This window comes from Ruegeria jejuensis, assembly GCF_041537905.1.
In the GTDB taxonomy this organism is placed as follows: domain Bacteria; phylum Pseudomonadota; class Alphaproteobacteria; order Rhodobacterales; family Rhodobacteraceae; genus Ruegeria_C.
The window spans coordinates 21,364-37,703 of sequence record NZ_JBGRUO010000034.1 but is presented as its reverse complement, the minus strand read 5'-3'; the positions used below and the strand labels follow the sequence as shown (position 1 = coordinate 37,703).

Below are 16,340 nucleotides of genomic sequence, written 5' to 3'. Positions count from 1 at the left end.
GCAAGCCCTTCGTACAAATCCCCATAGCACAGCCGACCCAAAAGAACTAACCCCGCGATTTCCCGCCTGAGCGCTTCTCTGACGCCGGGAAACCCATCGCGCAACTCCCCCGCCAGCATGCGGCGTCCGAGAAACCTGCATCAAAGCAGCCCTAAACCGTGCATAGGAAAGCGATCTACACCTAACGGCGGGCCGCTTTTGCGGCCCGCCTGCCCTCTCTCCCATTATTCTGCGGCGATCTCACCGGATTCGATCTGTTCGCGTTCGATGGATTCGAACAGCGCTTGAAAGTTGCCCTCACCGAACCCGTCATCGCCCTTGCGCTGGATGAACTCGAAAAAGATCGGGCCGATCACGGTTTTCGAAAAGATCTGCAACAAAATCCGCGTCTCGCCACCATCCACGACCCCTTCGCCATCGATCAGGATACCGTGTTTCATCATCTTGTCTTTGGGTTCATCGTGGTCGGTCACCCGGTCATACGACATGTCGTAATAGGTCTCGTTTGGGCCGGGCATGAATTTCAGGCCCTTTTCGGCAATCGCATCGGTCGAGGCGTAGATGTCGTCCGAGCCAACGGCGATATGCTGGATGCCTTCACCGTTGTATTTCTTCAGGTAGGACACGATCTGCCCGGTCTCGCCGCGATCCTCGTTGATCGGGATGCGGATACGGCCGCAAGGCGAGGTCAGCGCGCGGCTGTAGAGCCCGGTGAATTTGCCCTGAATGTCAAAGAACCGGATTTCGCGGAAGTTGAACAGGGTCTCATAGAACTGGAACCACTTGTCCATGTTGCCTTTGAAGACATTGTGGGTCAGGTGATCGAGATAGAAGAACCCGTCGCCGCGCGGCTTGGACTGGGTCAGCCACTCGAATTCCTGATTATAGGGCGAGGTATCGTAATACTGGTCGATGAAATAGATCAGCGACCCGCCAATGCCCTTGATCGCGGGCACATCCATGGTCTTGTCATTTGCGTCATAAGGCTCGGCCCCTTGCGATACCGCATGTTCGTAAGCGGCCTGTGCATCCACCACGCGCCAGCCCATCGCCGGGGCACAAGGCCCGTGCTCCTCTACAAAGCGCGCTGCAAAGCTGCCTGGTTCGGCATTCAGGATGTAGGTCACGTCGCCTTGCTGCCAAAGCTCGATATCCTTGCTCTTGTGGCGGCCGGTCAGCGCATAGCCCATGCGGGCGAAGAGATCGCGCAATTCCTGCGGCTCGGGATGGGCAAACTCCACAAATTCGAACCCGTCCGTACCGGCGGGGTTTTCATCGCTGATGATCGATTTCGGGGCATGATGCGGGAAAGGACCCATGGCGCGTCTCCGATTTTTGCTGAATTTTGTTCGCTTAAGCAAATATACGCCGGATTGCGCACGGTTTCTGCGCAAATTTGCATATATTCCCCCCTTTTTATGCGGATTATACGCGCTATTCTGGACAAAAATGAAAAGATGACGCATATGCTGGATGACACTGACAGCCGCCTGCTTTCCGCCCTGCAAAAGGACGCCCATCTGACCGCGCACCAGTTGGGAGAGTTGCTGAACCTCTCGCCCAGCCAGGCCGGGCGACGGCGGCAGCGGCTGGAAAGCGAAGGCTACATCACCGGATATGCGGCCCGGCTTGACCCCGAGCGGATGGGTCTGCATGTGCAGGGCTTCGTTCAGGTCCATCTTGGCACCCATGGCCCGGATCAATCGGCGGGTTTCGCTCGCATGGTGGATACCAGACCGGAGATAATCAGCGCATGGACGATGACCGGAGAGGCGGATTACCTCCTTCAGGTCTATTGCGCGGATCTACCTGCGCTGAACAGCTTGCTTCATGAGGTCATCCTGCCCCATCCTGCGGTAGCGCGCGTGCAAAGCCAGATCGTCATGGATCAGCTCAAGCGCGACGCGCCGCTGCCGACCTGACCGCGAAAGGACCGACATGGAAAACTTCCTTTACCAGGCCACGATCTATCTGGCGGCGGCCGTGATCGCCGTGCCGCTTTCGGCGCGGCTGGGGCTGGGTTCGGTTCTGGGCTATCTGGCGGCGGGCATCGTGATCGGCCCGGTGCTGGGTCTGGTCGGCGCTGAGACGGAGGAGTTGCAGCACGTGGCCGAGTTCGGCGTGGTGATGATGCTGTTCCTGATCGGGCTTGAGCTTGAGCCAAAGGCGCTGTGGGACATGCGCGACCGACTGATCGGGCTTGGCGGGCTGCAAGTGGGGGTGTCGACCGTGGCCGTCATGGGGGTTGCCATGTTGGCAGGGCAGCCCTGGACCATTGCGCTGGCGGTCGGGCTGACCCTATCGCTCTCCTCGACCGCGATCGTGCTGCAAACCCTGTCCGAGAAAGGGTTGATGCAGACCAATGGCGGCCGGGCCACATTTTCGGTGCTGTTGACTCAGGATATCGCCGTCATTCCGATCCTGGCCTTCCTGCCGCTCCTGGCGATGGATGCAATGCCGCATCTGAGCAGCGATGGCTCGATCACGCTTGGCGGCGGCGACGATGGACATCATGAAACCCTGTCGCTGGTTGCAGGGCTACCCGGTTGGGCGGTGACGCTGGTCACCATCGGCGCAGTGGCTTCTGTGGTGTTGGCCGGGATTTACCTGACGCGCCCGGTGTTTCGCTATATCCATGCCACCCGTCTGCGCGAGATGTATACGGCGCTGGCGCTGGTGATCGTTGTCGGCATCTCGTTCCTGATGTCGCTGGTCGGGCTCTCACCCGCTCTGGGCTCGTTTCTGGCGGGCGTGGTTCTGGCCAACTCGGAGTTCCGCCATGAGATGGAAAGCGACCTTGAGCCCTTCAAGGGACTGTTCCTGGGGCTCTTTTTCATTACCGTCGGGGCGGGCATAAATTTCAACCTGTTCTTCCGCGACCCGCTGGACCTGATCGGGCTTGCCCTGCTGGTCATCCTCGCCAAGGGCATCATCCTCTATGTGGTGGGGCGAGCCTTCAAGCTGCGCGGGCGCGACAGGTGGCTGTTCACCCTCGGGCTCGCACAGGCGGGCGAGTTCGGCTTTGTGCTGCTGGCCTTTTCGGCGCAGCACAACGTGATCCCGCCGGGGCTGCAGCAGAAGCTATTGATGATCATCGCGCTGACCATGCTGATCACGCCGCTGCTGTTCATCATCTATGACCTGCTCTCCAAGAACATGCGCGACCACACACCCAAGCATGAGCCCGACGAGATCGACGAGGAAGGCCCCATCATAATTGCCGGGATCGGACGGTTCGGCCAGATCGTGAACCGGCTGGTGCAGGCCAGCGGCTTCAAGACGGTCGTGTTGGACACGGATATGGAGACTATCCAGTTGATGCGGCGGTTCGGCTACAAGGGGTTTCTGGGCGACCCTACCCGGCCGGAATTGCTGAAAGCTGCCGGGCTGGCCAAGGCAAAGGTGCTGGTGGCGGCGATGGACGACCCCGCCGAGGTCACCAAACTGGTCGCATATGCCCGCCGCCAGCAACCCGATCTGCACATTGTGGCGCGCGCCTATGACCGCACCCATGTCTACGAGCTGTATCAGGCCGGGGCCGACGACATCGTGCGCGAGATGTTTGACGCCTCGCTGCGCGCCGGACGCTACGTGCTGGAGAATGTGGGCCTGTCAGAGTTCGAGGCCGCCGGGGCCGAACAGACATTCTATCACCACGATCGCGGCTCGCTGCGCGAATTGGCCGCCCATTGGAAACCGGGCGTGCCCGCCAGCGAGAACCCAGACTATATCGCGCGCTCGGAGGAGTTGCAGCGTGATCTTGAAACCGCGCTGCTGGAACTGGCCGAAGAGCACGCCAAGAAATCGGCCTGAGCCGGGCGGATCAGCCGTCCGCCACGCCCGCCTCGGCAAAAGTGGCCATGCCGGAATGGCAGGCCACAGCCGATTTCAGGATGTTGATCGCCAGCGCCCCGCCTGATCCCTCGCCCAATCGCAGGCCCAGCGACAGCAGCGGTTCTTTGCCCAGCTTCTGCAACAGGCGCGCATGCGCGCTTTCCGCGCTCTGGTGGCCCGCAACGGCGTGATCCAAAGCGGTCTCGGAGACCTGTGCCAGACAGGCCGCGGCAGCGGTGCAGATGAACCCGTCCAGAATGACCGGGATGCGCAACACCCGCGCCGCCGCAATGGCACCGGCCATCGCGGCGATCTCGCGCCCGCCCAGGCAGCGCAAGAGCTCCAGCCCGTCATCGGTTTTGCCGTGCAGCGCGACGCCTTCGCCAACCACGCGCGCCTTGTTGGCCAGCCCCGCATCGTCCACCCCGGTTCCGCGCCCGGTCCAATCGGTGGCCTGACCGCCATATAATGCGCAGGCGAGCGCGGCTGCGGGGGTGGTGTTGCCGATCCCCATCTCACCCACCACCAGCAGATCAGCGGAGGGGTCCACTGCCATCCATCCGACCCGCAGCGCCTCCAGCAGATCCGCCTCGCTCATCGCCGGGCCTTTGGTGAAATCTTCGGTGGGCCGGTCCAGTTCCAGCGCGCGGACATCCATGCGGGCGCCCGCAGCCCGGGCGAGCTGGTTGATGGCCGCGCCGCCATGCTGGAAATTCAGTACCATCTGCGCGGTCACGTCCGCTGGAAAAGCCGACACGCCCTGCGCGGTGACCCCGTGATTGCCGGCAAACACAACAAGCTGCGGCGCGCCGATCACCGGCCGCGCATCGCCACGCCAGCCCGCATACCAGATCGCCAGCTCTTCCAGCCGCCCCAGCGCGCCCGGTGGTTTGGTCAATTGCCCGTTGCGGTCTTGTGCCGCGCTCAACGCCTCGACATCGGGACCCGGCGCCTGCGCCAGTGCGGTACGGAAATCGGACAGGTCGGTCAGGTCAGGGAGCATCAAGAGCCTCGTTGCATCAGATCGTTCCTGCGTGTTTAACCAATGCGCGTGATGCGACAAGACCAACAAAGGCCCGTGAATGACAAAAAGCGACATGCGCCCGGTCTCGGGCTGGGATATTCTGCTGGCCCTTGTGCTGCTGACCCGCCTGCCCTTGCCACACCTGCCCGAACCCGTCTTTGACCGGCAGGCAAAGGCGGTCTGGGCCTTTCCGCTTGTTGGGCTGGTTGTGGGCGTGCTGGCCTGCCTGATTGGCACTATTGCCCTGGCCCTCGACCTGCCCGCAATGCTGAGCGCCGCGCTGGTGCTGATCGTGCTGGTGGGCGTCACCGGTGCCATGCACGAAGACGGGCTGGCAGATACCGTGGATGGGTTCTGGGGCGGGTTCACCCCCGAACGCCGGCTGGAGATCATGAAAGACAGCCATATCGGCACCTATGGTGTGCTGGCGTTGATCCTGTCGCTGCTCTTGCGCTGGGGGGCGATTGTTACCCTGATCGGCGCGGGCGCGCTCTGGCTGCTGCTGGCGGCGGCGATCTGGTCACGGGCGCTGATGCCGGCGCTGATGGCCACAATGCCCAACGCGCGTGGCACGGGTTTGAGCCATAAGGTCGGCCCACCGTCGGGCAAGGCCGCCATCGCAGGGCTGATCCTGGCATCGGCGCTGGGACTGCTGATTGCGGGGAGTTCTGCTGTGATTCCCGCGCTGGTCTCGGGCCTTGCCGCATCGGGCCTGGCCCAGGTCGCCAAGGCCAAGATCGGAGGCCAGACCGGCGATGTTCTGGGCGCAACCCAGCAGGTTGGTGAGATCGCGTTCTTATTGATCCTCTGCGCGACTGTTTGAGGCTCTGATCGTTTCCCCGTGCTCAATAAAAAAGGCCGCCCCGAGGGGCGGCCCTGATCATTTCAAACCGTCAAAAATCAGGCGGCTGCGGCGCGCGAGGTCAGAACCTCATCCACCTGCTTGGCCGCCACAATCTCGTCGCCACCGGATACGGCGGCCACTTCGCGGATCAGACGTTCCAGCGCAGCCTCATACAGCTGACGCTCGGAATAGCTCTGCTCGCGCTGGTCGTCGGTGCGGTGCAGGTCGCGGACCACTTCGGCAATTGCGATCAGATCGCCCGAGTTGATCTTTTGCTCATATTCCTGCGCCCGGCGCGACCACATGGCGCGTTTGACCTTGGCCTTGCCCTTGAGCGTGCGCATCGCCTGGCTGATCACGTCCGGCGAGCTGAGCGAGCGCAGGCCGGATTCTGTGGCCTTGTTGGTGGGCACCCGCAGGGTCATCTTGTCTTTTTCGAACGAGATCACAAACAGTTCCAGCGCGTATCCTGCCACTTCCTGTTCTTCGATCGAAATGATCTGTCCCACGCCATGCGCCGGGTAGACAACATAGTCATTGGGGCGGAACTCGAGCTTCTTCGACTTCGACATACAGATCTTTCCTTTGCTTGCGTCGGGAAGTTTCGACGTCAAAAGACCACACGGGGGACCCCTATCAGGTTCCCGGTTGGTGGAGATTGTGACGCTTTTTTCTAGCTCCGAGGTGTGAGGTCCAACGGAGAATATCCCGGTCATAACTTCAGTTGAGCTGTTAACTTACCATAATTTCCGGGGAATCGGAAGCGAACGTTAGGTAAGACCAATCACACCCCATATATTTCAATATCTTATGGGGCGATGCTCAACGGTTAGCGCGCGACTTCGGCACAAATAGGACCGAATCACTTACCCGTTTTCCGGTCAGCCGCCCTCACCGGGCGCTTCCGAGAAATACTTGTCCAGCTTGCCCTCTTCACCGTCGCGCTCCTCAGCCTCGGGCAGCTGGTCTTTTTTGGTCACGATCACCGGCCAGGCTTCGGAATACTTGCGGTTGAACTCGACCCATTTTTCCATATCCGGCTCAGTATCCGGGCGGATCGCATCGGCGGGGCACTCGGGTTCGCAGACGCCGCAGTCGATGCATTCATCGGGATGAATGACCAGCATATTCTCGCCCTCGTAGAAACAGTCCACCGGGCATACCTCGACACAGTCGGTGTATTTGCAGGCAATGCAATTGTCGGTGACGATATAGGTCATGGTCCGTTTCCTACTGGCTCTTTGACCGGTTAGCTAATTCAGACCCGGCCCCAGTTCAAGCCGCGATCAGGGGTCCTGCCTGCGAGAAAGATCAAGTGATCGTCTTTCTTTCTTGGTCGGGCGACCTTTTCCCGCGTAGCCGGGGTTTTGCGCCACCTTGTCCTTTGGTTCGCTCAGATCCTGGTACAGCTGTTGCGCCTCGGGTGCGGGACCGCGCCGCTCGCCTATGGCCTCGATCCGGATCACGCGTACCTCGCGCGCCTGCGCGAAGGTGAGAACGTCGCCGGGGCCAACGGATTGCGCGGGCTTTTCGGTACGGTTGCCATTCACCCGCACTTTGCCCCCCGCCACCTGTTTGGCGGCGAGGTTGCGGGTTTTGAAGAAGCGGGCATGCCACAGCCATTTGTCCAGGCGCTGCCTTGTAGGCGCCTCGGACATGAGCTGCTACTTGCCCTCTTTCAGCGCCATCAGCGCCGCGAACGGATTGTCCGGGTCGATAGGCTTTTCCGATTTGGGCGGGCGTGAAGAGAAGGTCTTGGCTCCCTTGTTAGGTGCGCCCCCCTTCTTGCCACCCTGCTTGCGCGGTTTGCCCTGGGGCTTGCCACCGCGCGGCGCGCCCCGGCCCTGTTTCTGATCGCGGCGCGGGCCGCGGCCCGCCTGCCGATTGCGACCCCAGGTGAAGGTGAAGAACACCTCAACCTCGGGCTCGGCAGATACCGCAGCGTCAGGGGCATCGGCGTCTGTGGTGACCTCAACCGGTGTCTCTTCGGTCGCGACCTCTTCGGCTTTGGCGTCCTCGGTTGCGACCGCCTCGGCGGGCTCCTCGGTTGCCGCAACCGGCGTCTCTGCCGGAGTGTCTTCGGCCTCGGTCCCAGTGGCCTCCGCAGCATCGGCGGGCGCCTCTGCAGTGGCGTCGGCCTCGACGGGTTTTGCATCCGCCACGGGCTGCGCTTTCACCTTCTCGCGCTCGCCGCGCTCGGCGTTATACCCCAGCCCCTGCATCAGATCGGCAAACTGTTCCAGCGTCATGCCGGTGATCGAGAGCATGTCGGGCTTGGCCTCAAATCCACCCCGGCTGTCCTCGCTACGCAGCATGTCGGCCAGACGTTCCAGCATATCGATGCGGATCGCGCGGTCGCCAGCGGTGCGGTAACCGCACATGGTGTCATAGCCCTTGGGCGCCTCGGCATCGGCGGGCACGGTCACCAGACCCGGCGGCGGGGCGTCAGGGAACATCTGCAGTCCCTGGCTGAGCGACCACAGAACCAGACGCAAACGCGTCGGCGCGGGTTTCAGCAAAAGCGGCATGAAGATGGTGAACTGCCCGAAGCGGATGCCATGCTTGCGCAGCGCGCCACGGGCATCCTGATCCAGGTCCTTGACCTCTTGCGCCACCTGCGCACGCGGCAGGATGCCCAGCGCCTCGACCATGCGGAAGGCAAAGCCCCGCGCCAGCCCGGTCAGTTCCTCATCACGCGACAAGTTAAGCAGCGGCTCAAACAGAGCCGCAACCTTGCGGTCGATGAAATGCTGCACCCGGCGCTGCACCTTCTGTTCCACATCCGGACCGGCGGCTTCGTCGACAAACACCTCGACCTGCGGCTTCATCGGGTCGTCGCCTGCAACCAGCTTGCCGACAGCGTATTCACCCCACATCAGGCCGCCCTGATCGGTGAAATCAATCTCGGTATCCGGTGCGTTATAGAACCGGTCGGCCCGCAGATGGAATTGCGGCGCGAGCGCCTGAAGCGATGCGGTTTTCAACGCCTTCGCCTCAGCGCCCTGCGCGCTTTTGTCCGGGCTGAACCGGAACCCTTCCAAACGGCCGACGAATTCGCCTTCGACGGTCACTTCACCTTTATCGTTCACTTCGGCCAAAAGGGCCTCCTTCTGTTTGAGCCGGCGCAACAGCACAGAAGTGCGCCGATCCACAAATCTCTGGGTCAGACGGTCATGCAGAGCGTCCGACACCCTGTCTTCTACAGCGCGCGTTTCGTCACGCCAATGGGATTCGTCAGCCACCCAGCCGTTCCGTTGCGCGACATAGGTCCACGTGCGGATATATGCCAATCGTTTGGAGAGCGTGTCGATGTCGCCATCGGTGCGGTCGATGCGCCGAATCTGGCGGGCCATGAACTCATTCGGGATGCCGCCGCGTTCATGCAGGTGGCCATAGATGACCTCAAGCAAGCTGGCATGTTCGGCGTGGCTGATGCCCCGGAAATCGGGCACCCGGCACACATCCCACAAGAGCCGGACCGAGGCCACGTCGCTGGCGCGGGCCATGATCTCGGTCTGTTGCGAGAGCGATTTGAGCGCCAGCAGGTCATCAGCCGGGCGCGCCTTGAGCAGGGAGTCGTCATCGGGCGACTGTTCCAGCGCGTCGATCAGCGCATCGACCGAGCCAAAGCGCAGATCGGGATTGCGCCAGTTGAGCTTTTTCAGCGGGGTAAAGCGGCTGTCCATGATCGCCTGCGCCATGCCGTCATCCAGCTTTGGCGCCTCGCCGGTCACACCAAAGGTGCCATCCGACATGCCCCGCCCGGCGCGACCCGCGATTTGGGCCAGTTCATTGGGGGCGAGCGGTCGCATCCGGCGCCCGTCAAACTTGCTGAGCGCTGAAAAGGCCACATGGTCGATATCCAGGTTCAACCCCATGCCGATAGCATCGGTGGCCACCAGATAATCCACCTCGCCATTCTGATAGAGCGCCACCTGCGCGTTGCGGGTGCGCGGGCTGAGCGCGCCCATCACCACCGCAGCCCCACCTTTCTGGCGGCGGATCAACTCGGCAATGGCATAGACATTATCGACCGAGAACCCAACGATGGCGCTGCGCGGCGGCATCCGGCTGATCTTTTTCGAGCCGGAATAGACCAGCTGCGACATCCGCTCGCGCCGAACAAACTCCGCCTCGGGCACCAGCGCCCGGATCGGTCCGCGCATCGTATCAGCGCCCAGAAACAGCGTCTCATGAGTGCCCCGCGACCGCATCAGGCGGTCGGTAAACACATGCCCCCGCTCGGGATCAGCGCAAAGCTGAATCTCGTCGATAGCGACGAAATCGGCGCCCATCCCTTCGGGCATAGCCTCGACCGTGCAGACCCAGTATTGCGCGCGCGGCGGCACAATCCGTTCCTCGCCGGTGACCAGCGCCACCACCGACGGGCCGCGCGCAGCGACGATCCGGTCATAGACCTCGCGCGCCAACAAGCGCAGCGGCAGGCCGATGACACCGGTGCGATGCCCCAGCATCCGCTCAATGGCGTAATGCGTTTTGCCTGTGTTGGTCGGGCCAAGAACGGCCACGATTCGGGATGACCCGTTCACCTTCGCCCCCTGCCCGGTTCACCGGGCGTCAGAGTGACCGCCCCTCAACGTGGGATTGCAGCCGATTCATGGCATTGGTTACTTGCTCGTGATGGGGATGTATAGCCAGCGCGCGCTCATAGGCCTGATAGGCCTGTTCCGGTCGGTCCAGCGCCTCGAAGATCAGCCCAAGACCGAAGATTGCGTCATACTGGTTCGGGTTCAGCGCCAGTGCGCGTTCCAGATCGGCCACTGCCGGTCCCAGCAGCTCGGCGGCGAAATAAGCCGAGGCACGCGCATGCCAGGCTTCGGCGAAATCCGGCGCATGATCGGTCAGCGCGGTCAGATGTTCGATTGCCGCCTCAATGTCATCCGCTTCCAGCGCATCGCGCCCGCGCTGAAGCAGCAGGTCAGCCGAGGGTGAGCCGGATTTCGACCACAGCGACTGCAATTGCCGGTTCAGGCGGCGGGCTTGCGACTCGTCGGCCAGCGCCAGAGCGGCCAAAAGCTGCGATTCGTCGTTGATATCGGCCTGCTGGGAATGTCCAGACCCGGAAAACATCACTATGACGAAGGTTGCCGCCACGATATCTTTGAGAATGGGGTATGCAATGGTCATAACACGGGTCACTGTAGCGTCGCCCGTCACAATGTCCAATCACCACGCGGGCGCAAGATAGAGGAAGACCATGAGCGAACTACTTGACCAGGCCGTCAGCGCCCTGAATGAAAAACTCTCCGGGGGTGCATTTTCCGCGACCGCGAAATTCGACGTTGCCGATCTGGGCGCGATCATGCTGGACAGCAGCGGCGCCCGTGTGGGCGATGACGACGCCGACGTAACCCTGCGCGCAGATGCCGAAACGTTCCAGCAGATCGTTGGTGGCGAGCTTGACCCGACGGGCGCGTTCATGTCCGGCCGTCTGACCGTTGACGGTGACATGAGTCTTGCCATGCAGCTTGCCTCGGTGCTGGCCTGATGGGGATGTCGCCGGCCCCGCTGTTTGAAGATGTGGCCGGCGGTCCGACCGGAGGCCTTGCCCATTGGCTAACCACCAAGGACGATGTCCGCATTCGTATCGGGCATTGGCACCCCGAGGGTGAGGCGCAGGGCACCGTCCTGATGTTTCCCGGTCGTACGGAATATATCGAAAAATACGGGGATGCGGCGCGCGAATTCACCTCGCGCGGGTTCGCCTTTCTGGCCATTGACTGGCGTGGACAGGGGCTGGCGGACAGACCGCTGGAGGACCGCCGTGTCGGCCATGTAGAGCAGTTCGCGGATTACCAGCACGATGTCCGGGCGGTTTTTGACGCCGCCGCCGCGCTGGATTTGCCCCGCCCTTATCATATCATCGGCCATTCCATGGGCGGCGCGATCGGGCTGCGCGCCATTTACGAGGGCGCCGATATTGCCAGCTGCGCCTTTACCGGACCGATGTGGGGCATCTTCTTTACGCCGGTGATGAAGCCGCTCAGCTGGGTGACCGCCTATTGGGGGCCAAAAGTGGGCCTGGGCCACAAGATTCCGCCAACCACAACACTCGATAGCTATGTCATCTCGCAACCCTTCGAGGGTAATGTGCTGACCCGCGATCCGGCCATGTTCGAGATGATGAAGGATCAGTTGCGCGCGCATCCCGAATTGTCGCTGGGCGCGCCCTCGACCATCTGGCTGCGCGAGGCGCTGAATGAATGCCAGGACCTGTCTGAACGGCCCGCACCCGATACGCCCTGCATCACCGTGCTCGGCAGCCATGAACAGATCGTTGACCGTAAGGCGATCCGGGCGCGCATGGCGGGCTGGCCCAAGGGTGAGTTGATCGAGATTCCCGATGGCGAGCACGAAGTTCTGATGGAAGCGCCCGAAGTCCGCGGTCCGATCTATGAGCGTCTGGCCAGTTTTTTTGCCACCAATTCCTCGCTGCCCGCGCTCAGCGCCTGAACAATTCTTCACATTGGGCTAGGTTGCGGCGATCCGCCTTGTGATCGCCGGACCCGGCAACTAGATGTCTGGGAAAGCACCATGTGAGGCCCAGATATGCTCAACCTTCCTTTTCCCGTTCGTGACGCCAATGCCGCCGGAGGCACCGACAATCTCGGCAATCTGCCGGAATGGGACCTGAGCGATCTTTACACCGGTGAGGACGCCCCGGAACTGGCCCGCGACCTGAACTGGCTGGAAGGGGAATGTGCGTCGTTTGCTGCCGATTACGAAGGCAAGCTGGGTGATCTCGACGCCGCAGGCCTGCTGACCTGCGTGCAGCGCAACGAAAAGATCAGCGCCGTCGCGGGTCGCGTCATGTCCTTTGCGGGGTTGCGCTATTACCAGCTAACGACCGATGCCGACCGGGCCAAGTTCATGTCCGATTGCCAGGAAAAGATCACCATCTTCACCACCCCGCTGGTCTTCTTCACGCTGGAACTGAACCGGCTGGAGGATGAGCACCTGGCGGCCTTGCTGGAGCAGAACCCGGATCTGGCACGCTATGCGCCCGTCTTCCGCCGCATCCGCGCGATGAAGCCTTATCAACTCAGCGATGAGCTTGAGAAATTCATGCACGATCTGGGCGTCGTGGGCGACGCGTGGGAGCGGCTGTTCGATGAAACCATTGCCGGGCTCAGCTTCACCGTCGATGGCGAAGAACTGAATATCGAAGGTACGCTCAACCTGCTGACCGAGCAGGATCGCGCCAAGCGCGAGGCGGCGAGCCGGGAGTTGGCACGGGTCTTCGGCGAGAACATCAAGACCTTCGCCCGTGTCCACAACACACAGTCCAAGGAAAAGGAAATCGTAGATCGTTGGCGTGGGATGCCGACGGCGCAGACCGGGCGGCACCTGTCCAACGATGTGGAACCCGAAGTGGTCGAGGCGCTGCGCGAGGCGGTTGTGGCCGCCTACCCCAAGCTCAGCCACCGCTATTATGAGCTAAAGCGGAAATGGCTGGGGCTCGACGTGATGCAGGTCTGGGACCGCAACGCGCCGCTGCCGATGGAAGATACACGCATCGTCAATTGGGCGCAGGCCGAGAAAACGGTGATGGACGCTTATGAGGCCTTCGACCCGCGTATGGGAGAACTGGCCGCACCGTTTTTCTCGAAAGGCTGGATCGATGCGGCCGTGAAACCCGGCAAGGCGCCGGGTGCCTTTGCCCACCCCACGGTAACCGAAGTGCACCCTTACGTGATGCTCAACTATCTGGGCAAGCCGCGTGACGTGATGACCCTTGCCCATGAGCTGGGCCATGGCGTGCATCAGGTTCTGGCGGCCGATCAGGGCGAGATGCTGTCCTCAACCCCGCTGACGCTGGCCGAGACCGCGAGTGTCTTTGGCGAGATGCTGACCTTCCGCAAGATGCTGGACGCAGCCGAAAGCCCTGAGCAGCGCAAGATCCTGCTGGCGGGCAAGGTCGAGGATATGATCAACACGGTGATCCGCCAGATCGCGTTCTACGATTTCGAATGCAAACTGCATGCCGCCCGTCGTGAGGGCGAGCTGACGCCCGATGACATCAACGCGCTGTGGATGTCGGTGCAGGCGGAATCGCTTGGGCCTGCGTTTGAGTTCATGGAGGGATATGAGACCTTCTGGGCCTATATCCCCCATTTCGTCCACTCGCCCTTCTACGTCTATGCCTATGCCTTTGGCGACGGGTTGGTGAACGCGCTTTATTCGGTCTATGCCGACGGCGCTGAAGGCTTCGAGGAAAAGTATTTCGACATGCTGAAAGCCGGTGGCTCGAAACACCACAAGGAGCTTCTGGCCCCGTTCGGGCTTGACGCCAGCGACCCCAAGTTCTGGGACAAGGGGCTGAGCATGATCTCTGACATGATCGACGAGCTGGAGGCGATGGAGGGCTAAGCGCGCCGCGCCGAAACAGAACCTCTGCCCGGCATGCCGGGCAGGGTCGATCTCAGGCCGCGCGCCACTTGATGGAACAGCCCATCGACGGGATTTGATCAGCCGGTCCGCGCCCCGTTTCCGCCACCTGTTTCATCGCCTCAAACAAATCGCGCCGCAAATCCGCTGGCCCGGCATTTCTGCGCGAGGCATCGAGCCGTCCCCGATATTGCAGGCCAAGATCGGCGTTGAAGCCAAAGAAATCCGGTGTACAGGCGGCGTCATACGCGCGCGCGACAGACTGATTCTCATCATGCAGATAAGGAAATGTGAAAGACCGGTCTGCGGCGAACCCGATCATGTTTTCGAAACTGTCATCCGGATAGGTCCGCGCATCGTTGGAGCAGATCGCGGCGACGCCAATTCCCAGCGGGACAAGGTCACTAGCGTCCCGGACGATCCGGTCGATCACCGCCGTCACATAAGGGCAGTGATTGCAGATGAACATCAGCAAGGTGCCGTTTTCACCCGCGATATCGGCAAGACTATATGTCCGGCCATCGGTTGCAGGCAGCGAGAAATCCTGCGCAGGCCAATCGAACTCGCATGCTGACGGTGTTGCAGCCATCTGGTTTCTCCTTGCATTTTCCGCCAGATATTGGACCCGGGGCGGCCCCGTTTGGCAACAGCAAAACGCCCAAAAGCTACTTTAGCTGGCTGTCCTTCGATCCGCGTCGGTTGATCCCTGCGCGCGGTTTGAAGGCCGCATCGCGGTCCTGCTGACACTCGATACACAGCTTGACGCCCGGTATAGCCTGTCGCCGCGCTTCGGGGATGGGCTCTTCGCAATCGGCACAATGGGTCAGGCTGTCGCCAGCGGGGCGCTTGGCCGCTTTCATCCGCGCCAGTTCGTCCGAAATCGAAGCCTCGATCTGTTCACTCACCGCGCCGTCGCGCGCCCATCCACCCGCCATGTCAAACCTCCGTTGCAGGTCAGTTATGATAGCTGCAATCCCCGGAGAGCGCCAGAAAGCGGTCGTACCCGCTTGGCTTTCGCTTTAAGCAGAGCGGATGGACAAGACCGAGCCTTTCGAGATTTTTCTGGTGGTAACGCCGGGGCTGGAACGGCCGCTGGCCGAGGAAGCCCGCGCGCTGGGGTTCGACGCTCCGGTCATCTCGCCCGGAGGCGTGACCGTGCAGGGGCATTGGCCCGATGTCTGGCGCGCCAATCTGTGGCTGCGCGGTGCCACCCGCGTATTGGTGCGCATCGGCGCCTTCCGCGCCTTCCATCTGGCGCAGCTCGACAAACGGGCGCGCAAGTTTCCCTGGGCCGACACCCTGCGCGCTGATGTGCCGCTGCGGGTCGAGGTGACCTGCCGCAAGTCGAAAATCTATCACGCCAAGGCCGCCGCTCAGCGGATCGAACGCGCCTTGTCCGAGGTGCTGGGCGCGACGATCGATTCCAAGGCCGACCTGGTCGTGAAGGTCCGGATCGAGGATGACCTTTGCGCCATAAGCCTCGATACTTCCGGGGAAAGTTTGCACAAGCGGGGTCACAAACCTGCGGTCGGCAAGGCGCCGATGCGCGAGACGATGGCAGCGATGTTCCTGCGCCAATGCGGTTTTGATGGTAGCGAAACGGTCTATGACCCGATGTGCGGCTCGGGCACGTTTGTGTTGGAGGCTGCAGAGATTGCCACCGGGCTCGCAGCGGGCCGCTCGCGCAGTTTCGCCTTTCAGCATCTGGCGGACTTTGACGCTGCGGCGTGGGACGAGATGCGGGACACATCGCCTCCTCGCACGCCAGCCGCACGGTTTTTCGGGTCAGACCGGAACGACGGTGCGATTGCAAACAGCATACGCAATGCAGAGGCAGCAGGTGTCGACGCGTTCACCCGCTTTCACCGGGCCGCCATCAGCGATATCGCGCCTCCTGAAGGGCCGCCCGGCCTCGTCATCGTCAACCCGCCCTACGGGGCGCGAATTGGCAACAAGAAGGTCCTTTTCGGACTCTACGGTGCCTTCGGACAGGTCCTGAAAGAACGTTTCTCGGGCTGGCGTGTGGGCGTGATCACCAGCGATGGCGGGCTTGCCCGCGCCACTGCCCTGCCCTTTCTGCCACCCGGCCCGCCGGTGGCACATGGCGGGCTGAAGGTCAAACTCTACCAGACCTCGCCCCTGCCCTAGACCCGCGCGTCCGTGATCGGCGAGGGACAGCCGATCACGTTTTCGTGTACTGCACATCGCTGATCCAACCCGTTTCACGCC

The 16,340-nt window shown here is 61.9% G+C and carries 16 protein-coding genes; 7 read left to right on the top strand and 9 right to left on the bottom strand.

Annotation, left to right across the window (positions count from 1 at the left end; all coding sequences use genetic code 11):
• Positions 1–224: 224 nt before the first annotated feature.
• Positions 225–1,319, bottom strand: coding sequence for a 4-hydroxyphenylpyruvate dioxygenase (hppD, locus tag AB1E34_RS24530; RefSeq protein WP_372574925.1), 1,095 nt, complete (start codon positions 1,317–1,319; stop codon positions 225–227).
• A 147-nt stretch (positions 1,320–1,466) separates the two neighbouring features.
• Between hppD and AB1E34_RS24525 the strand changes: the two genes are divergently transcribed.
• Together AB1E34_RS24525 and AB1E34_RS24520 are read left to right on the top strand one after the other, a co-directional pair.
• A complete protein-coding gene (locus AB1E34_RS24525) occupies positions 1,467–1,922 on the top strand; it encodes an Lrp/AsnC family transcriptional regulator (RefSeq protein ID WP_306193548.1) in 456 nt (151 codons plus the stop codon).
• Positions 1,923–1,938: 16 nt separating this feature from the next.
• Positions 1,939–3,813: a monovalent cation:proton antiporter-2 (CPA2) family protein gene (locus AB1E34_RS24520; RefSeq protein WP_372574924.1), complete on the top strand. Its 1,875-nt coding sequence runs from the start codon at positions 1,939–1,941 to the stop codon at positions 3,811–3,813.
• Positions 3,814–3,823: 10 nt separating this feature from the next.
• Here AB1E34_RS24520 and cobT read toward each other — a convergent pair whose 3' ends face one another.
• Positions 3,824–4,837 carry a nicotinate-nucleotide--dimethylbenzimidazole phosphoribosyltransferase gene (gene cobT / locus AB1E34_RS24515; protein WP_372574923.1) on the bottom strand — a complete coding sequence of 338 codons (1,014 nt, stop codon included), beginning with the start codon at positions 4,835–4,837 and terminating at the stop codon, positions 3,824–3,826.
• A gap of 79 nt (positions 4,838–4,916) precedes the next feature.
• Here cobT and cobS point away from each other — a divergent pair, with 79 nt between their 5' ends.
• Positions 4,917–5,681 carry an adenosylcobinamide-GDP ribazoletransferase gene (gene cobS / locus AB1E34_RS24510; protein ID WP_372574922.1) on the top strand — a complete coding sequence of 255 codons (765 nt, stop codon included), beginning with the start codon at positions 4,917–4,919 and terminating at the stop codon, positions 5,679–5,681.
• 77 nt (positions 5,682–5,758) lie between these two features.
• On the opposite strand, the gene AB1E34_RS24505 is transcribed toward cobS, so the two are convergent.
• The 5 genes from AB1E34_RS24505 to AB1E34_RS24485 form a co-directional block, all read right to left on the bottom strand.
• Positions 5,759–6,274, bottom strand: a complete 516-nt coding sequence (locus AB1E34_RS24505; RefSeq protein ID WP_306193542.1) for a CarD family transcriptional regulator — start codon at positions 6,272–6,274, stop codon at positions 5,759–5,761.
• A gap of 309 nt (positions 6,275–6,583) precedes the next feature.
• A complete protein-coding gene (fdxA, locus tag AB1E34_RS24500; protein ID WP_249706270.1) occupies positions 6,584–6,922 on the bottom strand; it encodes a ferredoxin FdxA in 339 nt (112 codons plus the stop codon).
• A 66-nt stretch (positions 6,923–6,988) separates the two neighbouring features.
• Positions 6,989–7,360, bottom strand: coding sequence for an Hsp15 family ribosome-associated heat shock protein (locus tag AB1E34_RS24495; RefSeq protein WP_372574921.1), 372 nt, complete (start codon positions 7,358–7,360; stop codon positions 6,989–6,991).
• Between the two features lie 6 nt (positions 7,361–7,366).
• Positions 7,367–10,252, bottom strand: coding sequence for a helicase-related protein (locus AB1E34_RS24490; RefSeq protein ID WP_372574920.1), 2,886 nt, complete (start codon positions 10,250–10,252; stop codon positions 7,367–7,369).
• Positions 10,253–10,280: 28 nt separating this feature from the next.
• Positions 10,281–10,850, bottom strand: a complete 570-nt coding sequence (locus tag AB1E34_RS24485; protein WP_372574919.1) for a tetratricopeptide repeat protein — start codon at positions 10,848–10,850, stop codon at positions 10,281–10,283.
• Between the two features lie 70 nt (positions 10,851–10,920).
• Here AB1E34_RS24485 and AB1E34_RS24480 point away from each other — a divergent pair, with 70 nt between their 5' ends.
• The 3 genes from AB1E34_RS24480 (at position 10,921) to AB1E34_RS24470 (ending at position 14,093) form a co-directional block, all read left to right on the top strand.
• A complete protein-coding gene (locus AB1E34_RS24480) occupies positions 10,921–11,211 on the top strand; it encodes an SCP2 sterol-binding domain-containing protein (RefSeq protein WP_372574918.1) in 291 nt (96 codons plus the stop codon).
• Positions 11,211–12,176 (top strand): alpha/beta hydrolase, encoded by a 966-nt coding sequence (locus tag AB1E34_RS24475; RefSeq protein ID WP_372574917.1) that lies wholly within the window; start codon positions 11,211–11,213, stop codon positions 12,174–12,176. Before AB1E34_RS24480 ends, AB1E34_RS24475 begins: the two co-directional genes overlap by 1 nt.
• Before the next feature lie 96 nt (positions 12,177–12,272).
• Complete coding sequence (locus AB1E34_RS24470) at positions 12,273–14,093, top strand: M3 family oligoendopeptidase (RefSeq protein WP_372574916.1); 1,821 nt, start codon at positions 12,273–12,275, stop codon at positions 14,091–14,093.
• Between the two features lie 52 nt (positions 14,094–14,145).
• Here AB1E34_RS24470 and AB1E34_RS24465 read toward each other — a convergent pair whose 3' ends face one another.
• Together AB1E34_RS24465 and AB1E34_RS24460 are read right to left on the bottom strand one after the other, a co-directional pair.
• Positions 14,146–14,700, bottom strand: coding sequence for a thioredoxin family protein (locus tag AB1E34_RS24465; RefSeq protein ID WP_372574915.1), 555 nt, complete (start codon positions 14,698–14,700; stop codon positions 14,146–14,148).
• Positions 14,701–14,776: 76 nt separating this feature from the next.
• The gene (locus AB1E34_RS24460) at positions 14,777–15,046 is read right to left on the bottom strand and encodes a DksA/TraR family C4-type zinc finger protein (protein ID WP_372574914.1); all 270 of its coding nucleotides are present in this window, start codon (positions 15,044–15,046) and stop codon (positions 14,777–14,779) included.
• 97 nt (positions 15,047–15,143) lie between these two features.
• Here AB1E34_RS24460 and AB1E34_RS24455 point away from each other — a divergent pair, with 97 nt between their 5' ends.
• Positions 15,144–16,259, top strand: a complete 1,116-nt coding sequence (locus AB1E34_RS24455; RefSeq protein WP_372574913.1) for a THUMP domain-containing class I SAM-dependent RNA methyltransferase — start codon at positions 15,144–15,146, stop codon at positions 16,257–16,259.
• The last annotated feature ends 81 nt before the right edge of the window (positions 16,260–16,340 follow it).

What these genes read in the sequence shown, in the direction of transcription:
- hppD (WP_372574925.1), bottom strand. Translation starts at nt 1,319, where the DNA reads ATGGGTCCTTTCCCGCATCATGCCCCGAAATCGATCATCAGCGATGAA.
- AB1E34_RS24485 (WP_372574919.1), bottom strand. Translation starts at nt 10,850, where the DNA reads ATGACCATTGCATACCCCATTCTCAAAGATATCGTGGCGGCAACCTTC.
- AB1E34_RS24520 (WP_372574924.1), top strand. Translation starts at nt 1,939, where the DNA reads ATGGAAAACTTCCTTTACCAGGCCACGATCTATCTGGCGGCGGCCGTG.
- fdxA (WP_249706270.1), bottom strand. Translation starts at nt 6,922, where the DNA reads ATGACCTATATCGTCACCGACAATTGCATTGCCTGCAAATACACCGAC.
- AB1E34_RS24495 (WP_372574921.1), bottom strand. Translation starts at nt 7,360, where the DNA reads ATGTCCGAGGCGCCTACAAGGCAGCGCCTGGACAAATGGCTGTGGCAT.
- AB1E34_RS24470 (WP_372574916.1), top strand. Translation starts at nt 12,273, where the DNA reads ATGCTCAACCTTCCTTTTCCCGTTCGTGACGCCAATGCCGCCGGAGGC.
- cobS (WP_372574922.1), top strand. Translation starts at nt 4,917, where the DNA reads ATGACAAAAAGCGACATGCGCCCGGTCTCGGGCTGGGATATTCTGCTG.
- AB1E34_RS24460 (WP_372574914.1), bottom strand. Translation starts at nt 15,046, where the DNA reads ATGGCGGGTGGATGGGCGCGCGACGGCGCGGTGAGTGAACAGATCGAG.
- AB1E34_RS24465 (WP_372574915.1), bottom strand. Translation starts at nt 14,700, where the DNA reads ATGGCTGCAACACCGTCAGCATGCGAGTTCGATTGGCCTGCGCAGGAT.
- AB1E34_RS24505 (WP_306193542.1), bottom strand. Translation starts at nt 6,274, where the DNA reads ATGTCGAAGTCGAAGAAGCTCGAGTTCCGCCCCAATGACTATGTTGTC.
- AB1E34_RS24475 (WP_372574917.1), top strand. Translation starts at nt 11,211, where the DNA reads ATGGGGATGTCGCCGGCCCCGCTGTTTGAAGATGTGGCCGGCGGTCCG.
- AB1E34_RS24455 (WP_372574913.1), top strand. Translation starts at nt 15,144, where the DNA reads ATGGACAAGACCGAGCCTTTCGAGATTTTTCTGGTGGTAACGCCGGGG.
- AB1E34_RS24480 (WP_372574918.1), top strand. Translation starts at nt 10,921, where the DNA reads ATGAGCGAACTACTTGACCAGGCCGTCAGCGCCCTGAATGAAAAACTC.
- cobT (WP_372574923.1), bottom strand. Translation starts at nt 4,837, where the DNA reads ATGCTCCCTGACCTGACCGACCTGTCCGATTTCCGTACCGCACTGGCG.
- AB1E34_RS24525 (WP_306193548.1), top strand. Translation starts at nt 1,467, where the DNA reads ATGCTGGATGACACTGACAGCCGCCTGCTTTCCGCCCTGCAAAAGGAC.